Origin of the sequence: Taklimakanibacter lacteus (assembly GCA_003576695.1) — a bacterium.
Taxonomy (GTDB): Bacteria; Pseudomonadota; Alphaproteobacteria; order Rhizobiales; family Aestuariivirgaceae; genus Taklimakanibacter; species Taklimakanibacter lacteus.
The window spans coordinates 481,656-491,495 of record QOZQ01000005.1 but is presented as its reverse complement, the minus strand read 5'-3'; the positions used below and the strand labels follow the sequence as shown (position 1 = coordinate 491,495).

Below are 9,840 nucleotides of genomic sequence, written 5' to 3'. Positions count from 1 at the left end.
GGTGCCTATGCCTCGCCCGGCTGATCGGCTTTGCCCAAGCTGATGGGGAGACTGACACGCTCCACAATCCCCGGCCCCGGCTTATCCCAGCTTGAAATCAGCTTCTTCACGGGCGACTGGTGAAAAGGATTTGCTCCTGATCACGCTGCCTTGGCGCTGATTCCGGCTTCCCAGCCGAGGATGGCGCGCTTGCGCGTCAGGCCCCAGTGATAGCCGCACAGGCTGCCGGACTTGCCGAGCACACGGTGGCACGGCACGACGAAGGAGACCGGATTGCGCCCGACCGCGGCACCGACCGCACGCGCCGCTTTCGGCTTGCCGATATGATTGGCGACATCGGAATAGGTGGAGCGCTTGCCGAGCGGGATGCGCAGGAGCGTTTCCCACACGCGGATCTCGAAATCCGAGCCGATGAAGACGACCCGCAAGGGCTGGTCCTTGCGCCAGTTCTCCGGCTTGAAGATGCGATCGGCATAGGGCTTAGTCTGAAGCCAGTCCTCGATATAGGCCGCTCCCGGCCAACGCGACTGCATGTCGTTGAGCGTATCCTTTTCCTGGCCGTCATCGGCGAAAGCGAGGCCGGCAAGGCCCTGGTCGGTGATCATGACCAGCGCCCGCCCGAAGGGGCAGTCATGGAAGCTGAAACGCAAGGTGAGGCCCTTGCCGCCCGCTTTGTAGCAGCCGGGAGTCATGCCCTCATGGGTGACGAAAAGATCATGCAGCCGTCCCGGTCCCGACAGGCCGACTTCATAGGCGGTGTCGAGGATAGAGGCTGAATCGCGCAGGAGACTGCGCGCGTGATCCAACGTCACCGCTTGCAGGAACGCCTTGGGGGAGAGGCCCGCCCAGCGGGTGAAGAGCCGCTGCAGATGGGTCGGACTCAGTTGCGCTTCTTCAGCGATCGCTTCAAGCGAGGGCTGCTCGCGCCAGGTCTCATGGATGAAGGCCAGCGTCTTCTTCACGACCTCATAGTCGCGGGCGGGGGTGGAGAAGGTTTCGATCTCGGTCATGCGGCAAATCTAGGAAGCCCCGCGCGCCGAAACCACCCGATTCTTGCGGGCTCTAACCCCTTCTAAATGCGGGGTTTTGCCAGGGCGCCCTGCAGAAGCCGGGCTAATCTCTGGCGCTCTGCCGCGGCCAGGAACCGGCCGATCTCGGTGCGCTGGCCTTTGAAGCGCAGATAGAGGCTGCCGATCAGATCACGCTCCTTGTCTTCCTCGAGCTCGACCTTGACCCAGGTGCGGGTGAAATGCAGCTCCTCGCGCTGCCTTTCGTGATCGAAGCGCTTGAGCACCAGCTCATGCTCGGTCACCTCGATGCGTTCTTCTTTCAAGGCGTCATCGTAGTTTTTGCGAAAGGCCCACCAGACCAGCGCCACATCGAGCCCCATGAAGGGCGCGATCGGCCATGCGCCCAGCATGTAGAAAGCGGTGCCGGCCGCGAAATTGAGGCCGATGAGCACCGCCATGAGGATCACGAAACCCCGCCGGCTCAGCGAGCGATGCGGCCTGAGCGTGGCGCTGAAGTTTTGCGGGTTCGTCTTCTCCATGTCTTGATCTTAGCGCCGGGCTGGGCTCTGGTCACTCCTCAGCAGGGAACAGAATCATGGCGCAGCGGCGGCTCAAGCCGGATCAGGTCACCGAGATATTCAGGCGCTTCCACCGGGCTGATCCAACGCCTCAGGGCGAGCTCGACTATGTGAATCCCTATACGCTCCTGGTCGCGGTCGCCCTTTCCGCGCAGGCAACCGATGTCAGCGTCAACCGGGCGACGGGACCGCTCTTCAAGGTCGTCGACAGCCCCGAAAAGATGGTGGCGCTCGGCGAGGAGAAGCTCATCTCCCATATCCGCACCATCGGCCTTTACCGGATGAAGGCGAAGAACGTCATCCGGCTTTCGCAGATCCTGATCGAGAAGTATGGCAGCGTGGTGCCGCGCGACCGCGACGCCCTGGAGGAATTGCCGGGCGTCGGGCGCAAGACCGCCAATGTGGTGCTCAACATCGCCTTCGGGGAACCCACCATCGCCGTCGACACGCATATCTTCAGGCTCGGCAACCGCACCGGCCTTGCCCCCGGCAAGACGCCGCTCGAAGTCGAGCTCAAGCTCGAAAAGGCGGTGCCGGGCGAATACAAGCGCCACGCGCATCACTGGCTGATCCTGCATGGCCGCTATATCTGCAAGGCGCGAAAGCCCGAATGTCCGCGCTGCCTGATCGCCGATCTCTGCCTGTTTACGCCGAAGACCGTTTGAGTGCCTTGAAGATGTGGACGAAATAGCTGGTCGAGAACAGGGGCACGGTGAGATTGACGATCGGGATCAGGGCGAGCGCTGCGGGGATGAGGCCGGCGGCGAGGATCCGGGGAGAGTTCTCCTTGCGCAGGAGACGCGCTTCTTCCACCGGCATGTGACGCATCGCCGCCATCTCGAAATATTCGCGGCTGAGCAGATAGGCGTTGACCAGAAGCAGCACGATGGCCCCGATGCCGAAGAACAGCATCGGCAGCACCGCCAGGTTGACGATGAGGACGAGCAGGCCGAATTGCAGGCCGAGCAGGATCGCCTTCGCCATCGGCAATTCCCGTCCCGGCGCATCGGCGGGATAGTGCTTGCGCTCGACGAGGCCCGCTATGTGGTCGAGATAGAGGCCGGCGAACAGCGCCGTCACCGGCGGGATCATGAAGAAGGCGAGCACGGTCATGCCGAGGCCGGCCACCACCTCGATGACGCTGTTGCCCCAGCCCCAGGGGGCGAGCTTCAGCAGGTTGAGCAGGAAGACGGTGCCGGCGATGACGGCGATGAGGAGGGCGATCGCCAGCCCGATCGCCTTGATGAGGACGCTGCGGAAATCGGGGGAGAGGACATCGCCAAGGGCGGTGAAGGCGGCTTTGATCATGGCGCAAGACAGGTAATGGCCCCGGCTTGCGAGGACAAGGGCGATCCTGTAGGGGCTCGGCCTTCCGCCTCATTATCTCCATGGGAAAGCATGTCCAAAGCGACTTTCGATGTCCTCACCATCGGCAATGCCATTGTCGATGTCTTTTCGCGCGTGGAGGAGGGCTTCCTCGCCCGCCACAATGTCACCAAGGGCATGATGCGCCTGGTGACCGAGAAGGAATCCGCCGAGCTGTTCGAGGATATGGGCCCCTCGACCCAGATTTCCGGCGGCTCGGGCGCCAATACCGCGGTGGGCGTCGCCTCCTTCGGCGGCAAGGTGGCCTTCATCGGCAAGGTCAAGGCCGACCGGCTGGGCAAGGTCTTCACCCATGACACGCAATCGGCGGGCGTTGATTTTGCCACGGCGCATGCGACGACGGGGCCCGCCACCGCAAGCTCGCTCATTCTCATCACCCCCGACGGCGAGCGCACCATGAACACCTTCCTCGGCGCCTGCGTCCATCTGGCGCCGGGCGACATCGACGAAGCCGTCGTCGCGGCATCCAGGGTCACTTATCTCGAAGGCTATTTGTGGGATCCGCCGCTCGCCAAGGAGGCCTTCAAGAAGGCGGCGCGCATTGCGCGCCAAGCCGGGCGCAAGGTCTCGATCACGCTGTCCGATTCCTTCTGCGTCGACCGCCACCGCGACAGCTTCCTCGAGCTGATCAGGAGCGACATCGACATCGTCTTTGCCAATGAGAAGGAGATCAAATCGCTTTACCAGGTCGATACTTTCGACGAGGCGCTGCAGCGCGTGCGCAAGGACTGCAGCATCGCGGCGCTGACCCGTTCGGAAGCGGGCTGTGTCCTCGTCAGAGGCGATGAGATCCATGTCGTCGAGGCGCATCCGGTCGAGCAGGTGGTCGATGCGACGGGAGCCGGCGATCTCTTCGCGTCCGGCTTCCTTTACGGCTTCACCCGCGATCTGTCGCTCGTGCAGTCGGCGCGGCTCGGCGCTCTTGCCGCAGCGGAAGTGATTTCCCATGTGGGCGCCCGCCCGCAGATTTCACTCAATCGTCATGCTGAGGCGAATGGTCTGCTGTAATTTGCCTTCATGCTGGCCGAACTCTCCGATGCGCGCTACCTGGTCTGGGTTCTGCAGGGAGCCCGCGAGGGCGACAATGCGCAGGCCCGCGCGCTGGCCGAAAAGCTTTCTGCCGCTGTCGTCCTGAAGCGACTCAACTGGTCATGGCCGCATATCCTGCCCAATGTGATCCTGGGCCGCGGGCTTGCCGCCGTTGACCGGAAGATGTCGGACAGCCTGATGCCGCCCTGGCCGGACGCCGTCATAGCGGTCGGCCGCCGGGCGGCGCCGGTTGCGGCATGGATCAAGCGGCAGTCCGGGGGCCGGACCCGGCTCATCCATCTCGGCCGGCCGCGCCTGCCATTCGACCTGTTCGACCTGATGATCACCACGCCGCAATATGCCCTGCCTGACGGTCACAATGTCATCAAGGCATTGCTGCCCGCGACCGGCGCGGCAACCGTTCCGGCGGACGGGCTCTGGCGATCACGCTTTTCGGGATTGCCGCGGCCGTGGACCGGCGTGCTGGTGGGCGGTGCGACCTTCCCTTTCCGCTTCGGGCGTGGTGAAGCGCGGAGGCTCGCCGAGGCTCTGCGCATCTACCAACGGCAAACCGGCGGATCGCTGCTCGTCTCGACCTCGCCGCGCAGTGGATCCGAGATTGCCGATATCCTGAGCGCGGTGCTGGGCTCCGGCAACTATGTCCATCGCTGGACCGGGGGCGGCGGGAATCCGCACCGCTTCATTCTGTCCGAGGCGGATCGCTTCATCGTCACTGAAGACAGCGCTTCGATGCTGGCCGAGGCCTGCAGGTCGCATAAGCCGGTCGAGATATTCGCGCTGTCGCGGTGGCCATGGGCTTTGTCCTGGCCCGGCGAAAGAGGTCTCGCCGCCGCTTTGGCGCAGTCTGGTCTCGTGTCGCCGCCCCGCAATGTGCGCAGACTGCGCGACGAGATCATTCGGCGCGGCCATGCCAGTCGTCTTGGCGTCAAGCCGGCGCGTTCCTTCACGCCCTATGACGATGAATGGGAGGCGATTGCCAGGCGTATCGATGGCCTGCTTCAGTCCTCGGCGCAGGGCCATTGAGCCGGCACGGTGAGGCCGGCCGGCAGCTTCGTCTGCGCATCGCCGCAGGACATGTTGACTTGCGCCTGGGTCAGGTCGAGCGCTTGCGAGAGGTCGGCGCCTTCGAAGCGCGTCCAATAGATATAGGTGCGCTTGAACGAGGTGCCGGCGAGCGTGGCCTCGCGGAAATTCGCGCGCTGCAGCATGGCGCCGCCCAGATTGGCGCCCGAGAGATTGGCCTTGGCGAAGCTGTTGCGCGAAAACTCGCCATCGGAGAGATCGGCGCCCGAAAGATCGGCACCGTCGAATATCACGCGCAGGAATTCGGCTTTGACGAGACGCGTGCCCTTCAGGATGGCGTTGGAGAAATCGGCCCGGCTGGACAGACTTTTCTCCAGATTGGCGCCGGAAAGATCGGCCTCCTTGAAGGACGTGCGCACCAGCTCGCTGCGCTGCAGATTGGCATTGTTGAGCTTGGCCGATGAGAAGCCGGTGCCGGACAGGAAGGTGCCTTCGAGATTGGCCGAGGTCAGGTCACTGCCATCAAGCTGCAGGAGCTGCTTGTTGCAGCCCGACCAGTCGACCGAGGGTCCGGGCGGGCTTTTGCAGCTGGCTTCAGCACCGGCCGGCAGAAGCCCCGAGAACAGGATAGTCAGGCTGAGCCTGGCCAAAGTTGCGCGCACGACCGACGCTCCCATCGAAATTGATACCGCTGATTATACGCATGGAGCCGGGAAAAAGCTCCATGCGTATGAAGCGCGCTATTGGCCGGAATAGCGCAGGCTGAGCCCGGCGATTCCCGCCGCCACATTGAGGCCTTCCTGGCCCTGGACGCTGAGCGGCTGCAGCGCGATCGACTTCTTGAAGCCGCCCACCAGCACATTGGCGCCGAGGCCCACGCCGATCGTCGCTTCCGCCGATGCGCCGCCATAGCTGCCGGCGAGCGCACCGCGCTTGGTCTTGCCGCCCGCGAAAACAGCCCAGGTCATGTAGCTTTTGCTGGTGAAGCCGATATCGACGCCCAGTCTGGATATCCGCCCGGTATAATATTCCGTCCTGCCGCCGCCGGCCGGGTTGAAGCGGCATTTCATCTTGCGCGAGGACCCGAGGATGAGTCCGACGCCTGACGATACCTTGCAGTTGAGGGCGCCGATCTTGATCCCGCTTCTTGCCGAAGCCGGGCTCGCCGCGAGGAGGGCCGTGGCCAGGGCGACGGCGCCTGCGGAGATGATCCACTTTTTCATGATGCGAGGTCCTTCATTGTGAATTCGACAGTGCCAAAAACGTTCGGGGCCAGCCGGGAGTTCCCGGCGATTTTCCCAGTAATTTCAGGCTGATACTTTTCCGGTGCAGGTAGAAGACCACCAAATCTCAGGCGACGCAAGGACCCTGCATGGCACGATGGCGAACCTTGCACCGGCTCGAAATGAGCGTGGCGGCGGCCGTGCTGTTGGCCAGGAGCGGCTGCAGTATGCGCGGTCCAGCCGGACCGAGGTCCGCTCTGATCACGTCAGCAGGACGACGCTCTCCTGTTCATTGGGGTCGGTGCGCGCAATGAGCGCTTTGGCGGGCTTGTCGGTCGGATTGAAGGGCTGATGCGGCACGCCGGCGGGGATATAGATGAAATCCCCGGCCTCGACGCGGTCGAGATTTTCGAGATTGGGGCCGTGGCGGAATTCCGAGGCGCCCTCCAGCATGTAGATCGCCGTCTCATGCGCCTCGTGATAATGCGGCTTTGCCTCGGCGCCGGGCGGCATCACCAGAAGATGCATGCAGATGGCCCTGGAGCCGGCCGATTCCGCCGAGATGCCGGAAAAATAATTGAGCCCCTGCTTGCCGCGGAAGCCTTCACCGCGGCCGTGACGGACGATTTTGCAAGTTTTCATGCTTTCACCTTTTACCGGTCGAGACCGGCGATCTCAATCGCATAGGCGCTGGCGCCCGCACAAGCTTCGCCTTTTTGGGGATGGAATGAAAAGCCGCCCCCGCCCGCACACTGGCTTTGCACGAGGGTGATCGGGGCAGGCAGAAAGTCATGCATATCCCGGACGGATTGCCGCCGCTGAGGGGCTGATGACGAACTCAGACCAGCTTGACATCGCCCCAGAATCCGAAGCGCCCGCCGACCGCGTGCATCTTCGGCTGAGGTCTTTCATATGACCAGGCCGCCCGCTCATGTCTTTTTCCCGGCGCAACGACGTCATAGAACTGAACGCCATGCGGGCAGTCGAGATCCGATGCCGTCTTTGGCGATTTCTGCATCAGCTCGAGGCGGACCGCGGAGGCCGGAAAATATGAATAGCCGTGCGCTTCGACGATATCGTCGCTCTGCGCGATGATCTCATTGCCGAAAACAGCCTTCATCAGGGCGTGCTCCTCTCATCTGCTGTGCCTCATATGGGATGCGATAACGCCCATGTCGAGATTTATAGGCGTCTCGTCATGCGCACGCCACGCAGCACCGCCAGCGCCAGCAGCTGATAGGTGTTGAGGAGCGTGCCGTTCACCCAATAGAGCGGTCGCTCGGAGGCGTCGCGCAGCACGATGTAGCCGCGCCGGCGCAAACCGGCATAGGCCCTGTTCACCGGGGGCCGGGCGCCCAGATGCATGTCCCTTACGGTGCGATCCATCTTCCGCATACAGATTGTTCCATGCTGTGCTGTAGGGCAGCTTCTGGCCAGAAGCTGTCAGGATCGATGCTGGCGCAGATTCAAAGCGCTGCCGCGAAGGGTCTTGCTCATGCGAGAAACGGGGCCGGCGCCGACATCGCCAGGGAGGTTGCCGGAGCCCTTCCGGGCCTCGTCAGGCCATAGTCGAAGGGAACTTCCGTCAGGTCGCCGGCCGAACGACTATGGCTGCGAGCGCGTCACGGTATAGCCGCTGCGCCGGCGCCGGGCATCGAGCTCGTCGGCCTCGTTGAGCAGCATCGCGAGATGCGAGCGCAAGGGCTCGCGGTCCAACCGGATCTCGAAGCCGCAGCGGGTGCAGGGATGGCTGCGCTTGCCCTTTACGCTGGCAAGGGGAATCTCGGCCGGTCCGCAATTGACGCAAACCACCCGCACCCGGATCTGGTCGAACATCGAAGCCTTGCTCATGATGTGCCTCTCATCCCCGAATCGAGATTGGCCGATGCCAGGCGCGGGCGCAACCGCGATCACGGTGGCATGCGCAAAGAACTTCTGCGCCTGGGCTCGGTGCGGATGTCGCGAAAACGTCGCGCGGCTAGGCGGCAAATGGCGGAAGAGGAGGGATTCGAACCCTCGATACGCTTTCACGTATACACACTTTCCAGGCGTGCGCCTTAAGCCACTCGGCCACCCTTCCGTAGGCGGCAGACCGCCCAATGCGGGGCGCACTATAGCCAGAGCGAGGCGAGGTTCAAGCGTCAGTTGCTCGGCGCGAATGAGGGTGCCGGATCGCTGATTCGGGGGCCTGCTTTGCGGATGGCTCCCGCGTGGGCCCAGGTCTTCTGTTTTGTCGAGGGCCGTCATTGCAAGTATCCGGCTAAGAAACGCGCAGGCGATATCTGCCTTGGGAGCCTTTCGGAGCCCTGCTTTACAGGTCTCGAGCATATTCAGGCTTCGCAGAGCCACTCTGCCCATGCGGCAATATTGAGTAATTCGAAATATATATTTCACTCTGGAAAGGAAATTGAAATATTAACCAAGTATATATTGGAGAAGAATTTGATTTTTGCGTAGAAATTTCGATATATGAACCAATTGTTAAATAGAATGATCTAATTTTAAGTATTCTGGAAACCGATGGCTAACCATTTATCTTAGAAGTTCTAGGTCGGGTGCCGCAAAGTTGCCGGATTTACTACCCGTTAAACGCTCAAGCCTAGGGTCATCCCCGGTTCACGAAAACAGCCATGCAAAACGCATCCTGACGTGGGCCGGTGCTGTTAAGAGAATCAAACTGGAGAGACAGATGAACAAGCTTATGCGTTTTGTGAAAGACGAGTCCGGCGCGACCGCCATTGAATACGGCCTCCTGGCCGCGGGCATCGGCCTCTTGCTGATCGTCATCGTGCCGCAGCTCGGCGCCACGCTGTCGGGCGTGTTCTCCCGCATCGATTCGGGCATCAGCGGCCTGGGTCAGTAACAGAATTCGCGCGCAAGCGCAGACGACACGACAGGGAAGCTCAGGAACCGCCGGCATCAGCCGGCGGTTTCTTTTTGCGGGATCAGGCGATGCTGCTTAACGCCGTCTTTACGCCGGATGTGGGAGCTTCGTCCCCAACAGCTCGCCGATCGCATGGAGCGGGAAGCCAGGCACAGGGATGGATTCGATGATCAGCTTTCTGGCCCAGACACTCCTGCCGTTTCTGGTTGTCGCGGCCGGCGCCAGCGACTTCCTGACGCTGCGGATCCCGAACTGGCTCAATGCGGTGATCGCTCTTGCCTTTTTTCCCATGGCGGTCATGACCGGCATGCCGGTCGAGGCCATGTTCTGGCACAGCATCGCCGCTCTGGTGGTTCTGGCGGCCGGCTTCGCTCTTTTCTCATTCGGCCTGCTGGGCGGCGGGGATGCCAAGCTGCTCGCCGCCGCCGGGCTGTGGTTCGGCTGGCCGGCGCTGGCGCCCTTCCTCGTCTTCACCACCCTTGCCGGGGGGGTTCTCGCGATCGTGATGAAGATCTGGCGGATGATCGAGATCGAGCGCGATGTGCGCGAAGTCGGCTGGATGAAGCGCTGGTTCAGCTTCAAGGCCGATTTGCCCTATGGCGTCGCCATCGCGGCGGGCGGGATCCTTGCTTTTCCCGGCACCTGGTGGATGCCGTCGGCGTCGTAAGTTTCAAAAGACAGCAAAA

At 62.4% G+C, this 9,840-nt stretch carries 14 protein-coding genes and 1 tRNA gene; 5 read left to right on the top strand and 10 right to left on the bottom strand.

Annotated features, from left to right (window positions below):
• Window positions 1-140 precede the first annotated feature (140 nt).
• A complete protein-coding gene (locus tag DT068_RS12925) occupies window positions 141-1,010 on the bottom strand; it encodes a methylated-DNA--[protein]-cysteine S-methyltransferase (RefSeq protein WP_119390242.1) in 870 nt (289 codons plus the stop codon).
• A gap of 62 nt (window positions 1,011-1,072) precedes the next feature.
• Window positions 1,073-1,549, bottom strand: a complete 477-nt coding sequence (locus DT068_RS12920) for a DUF2244 domain-containing protein (RefSeq protein ID WP_119390241.1) — start codon at window positions 1,547-1,549, stop codon at window positions 1,073-1,075.
• Window positions 1,550-1,605: 56 nt separating this feature from the next.
• Between DT068_RS12920 and nth the strand changes: the two genes are divergently transcribed.
• Window positions 1,606-2,253, top strand: a complete 648-nt coding sequence (gene nth / locus DT068_RS12915; protein ID WP_119390240.1) for an endonuclease III — start codon at window positions 1,606-1,608, stop codon at window positions 2,251-2,253.
• Here the strand turns inward: nth and DT068_RS12910 are convergent.
• Window positions 2,234-2,896, bottom strand: coding sequence for a sulfate transporter family protein (locus DT068_RS12910; protein ID WP_119390239.1), 663 nt, complete (start codon window positions 2,894-2,896; stop codon window positions 2,234-2,236). The genes nth and DT068_RS12910 overlap by 20 nt on opposite strands.
• A 90-nt stretch (window positions 2,897-2,986) precedes the next feature.
• Between DT068_RS12910 and DT068_RS12905 the strand changes: the two genes are divergently transcribed.
• Window positions 2,987-3,982, top strand: coding sequence for an adenosine kinase (locus DT068_RS12905; protein ID WP_119390238.1), 996 nt, complete (start codon window positions 2,987-2,989; stop codon window positions 3,980-3,982).
• Window positions 3,983-3,991: 9 nt separating this feature from the next.
• Window positions 3,992-5,047: a mitochondrial fission ELM1 family protein gene (locus DT068_RS12900; RefSeq protein ID WP_119390237.1), complete on the top strand. Its 1,056-nt coding sequence runs from the start codon at window positions 3,992-3,994 to the stop codon at window positions 5,045-5,047.
• Here DT068_RS12900 and DT068_RS12895 read toward each other — a convergent pair.
• The 7 genes from DT068_RS12895 to DT068_RS12865 all read right to left on the bottom strand — a co-directional run bounded on the left by DT068_RS12895 (window position 5,023) and on the right by DT068_RS12865 (window position 8,350).
• Window positions 5,023-5,709: a pentapeptide repeat-containing protein gene (locus DT068_RS12895; RefSeq protein WP_162914170.1), complete on the bottom strand. Its 687-nt coding sequence runs from the start codon at window positions 5,707-5,709 to the stop codon at window positions 5,023-5,025. The genes DT068_RS12900 and DT068_RS12895 overlap by 25 nt on opposite strands.
• Window positions 5,710-5,787: 78 nt before the next feature.
• Window positions 5,788-6,270, bottom strand: coding sequence for a DUF992 domain-containing protein (locus DT068_RS12890; RefSeq protein ID WP_119390235.1), 483 nt, complete (start codon window positions 6,268-6,270; stop codon window positions 5,788-5,790).
• Between the two features lie 261 nt (window positions 6,271-6,531).
• Window positions 6,532-6,912, bottom strand: a complete 381-nt coding sequence (locus DT068_RS12885) for a cupin domain-containing protein (RefSeq protein ID WP_119390234.1) — start codon at window positions 6,910-6,912, stop codon at window positions 6,532-6,534.
• Between the two features lie 196 nt (window positions 6,913-7,108).
• Window positions 7,109-7,390 (bottom strand): DUF427 domain-containing protein, encoded by a 282-nt coding sequence (locus DT068_RS12880; RefSeq protein ID WP_119390233.1) that lies wholly within the window; start codon window positions 7,388-7,390, stop codon window positions 7,109-7,111.
• 62 nt (window positions 7,391-7,452) lie between these two features.
• Entirely contained in the window at window positions 7,453-7,665 is a 213-nt protein-coding gene (locus DT068_RS12875; RefSeq protein WP_162914169.1) for a hypothetical protein, read from the bottom strand.
• A 210-nt stretch (window positions 7,666-7,875) separates the two neighbouring features.
• A complete protein-coding gene (locus DT068_RS12870) occupies window positions 7,876-8,121 on the bottom strand; it encodes a hypothetical protein (RefSeq protein WP_119390231.1) in 246 nt (81 codons plus the stop codon).
• Between the two features lie 139 nt (window positions 8,122-8,260).
• A tRNA-Ser gene (locus DT068_RS12865) sits at window positions 8,261-8,350 on the bottom strand.
• 609 nt (window positions 8,351-8,959) lie between these two features.
• Between DT068_RS12865 and DT068_RS12860 the strand changes: the two genes are divergently transcribed.
• On the top strand, window positions 8,960-9,133 hold the full coding sequence (locus DT068_RS12860; protein ID WP_119390230.1) for a Flp family type IVb pilin: 174 nt from the start codon (window positions 8,960-8,962) through the stop codon (window positions 9,131-9,133).
• Window positions 9,134-9,320: 187 nt separating this feature from the next.
• Window positions 9,321-9,821 (top strand): A24 family peptidase, encoded by a 501-nt coding sequence (locus tag DT068_RS12855; protein ID WP_162914168.1) that lies wholly within the window; start codon window positions 9,321-9,323, stop codon window positions 9,819-9,821.
• Window positions 9,822-9,840 lie beyond the last annotated feature (19 nt).

Coding starts and splice junctions, on each gene's coding strand:
- DT068_RS12870 (WP_119390231.1), bottom strand. CDS start 8,121: ATGAGCAAGGCTTCGATGTTCGACCAGATCCGGGTGCGGGTGGTTTGC.
- DT068_RS12890 (WP_119390235.1), bottom strand. CDS start 6,270: ATGAAAAAGTGGATCATCTCCGCAGGCGCCGTCGCCCTGGCCACGGCC.
- DT068_RS12910 (WP_119390239.1), bottom strand. CDS start 2,896: ATGATCAAAGCCGCCTTCACCGCCCTTGGCGATGTCCTCTCCCCCGAT.
- DT068_RS12900 (WP_119390237.1), top strand. CDS start 3,992: ATGCTGGCCGAACTCTCCGATGCGCGCTACCTGGTCTGGGTTCTGCAG.
- DT068_RS12925 (WP_119390242.1), bottom strand. CDS start 1,010: ATGACCGAGATCGAAACCTTCTCCACCCCCGCCCGCGACTATGAGGTC.
- DT068_RS12885 (WP_119390234.1), bottom strand. CDS start 6,912: ATGAAAACTTGCAAAATCGTCCGTCACGGCCGCGGTGAAGGCTTCCGC.
- DT068_RS12920 (WP_119390241.1), bottom strand. CDS start 1,549: ATGGAGAAGACGAACCCGCAAAACTTCAGCGCCACGCTCAGGCCGCAT.
- DT068_RS12860 (WP_119390230.1), top strand. CDS start 8,960: ATGAACAAGCTTATGCGTTTTGTGAAAGACGAGTCCGGCGCGACCGCC.
- nth (WP_119390240.1), top strand. CDS start 1,606: ATGGCGCAGCGGCGGCTCAAGCCGGATCAGGTCACCGAGATATTCAGG.
- DT068_RS12905 (WP_119390238.1), top strand. CDS start 2,987: ATGTCCAAAGCGACTTTCGATGTCCTCACCATCGGCAATGCCATTGTC.
- DT068_RS12855 (WP_162914168.1), top strand. CDS start 9,321: ATGATCAGCTTTCTGGCCCAGACACTCCTGCCGTTTCTGGTTGTCGCG.
- DT068_RS12880 (WP_119390233.1), bottom strand. CDS start 7,390: ATGAAGGCTGTTTTCGGCAATGAGATCATCGCGCAGAGCGACGATATC.
- DT068_RS12875 (WP_162914169.1), bottom strand. CDS start 7,665: ATGCGGAAGATGGATCGCACCGTAAGGGACATGCATCTGGGCGCCCGG.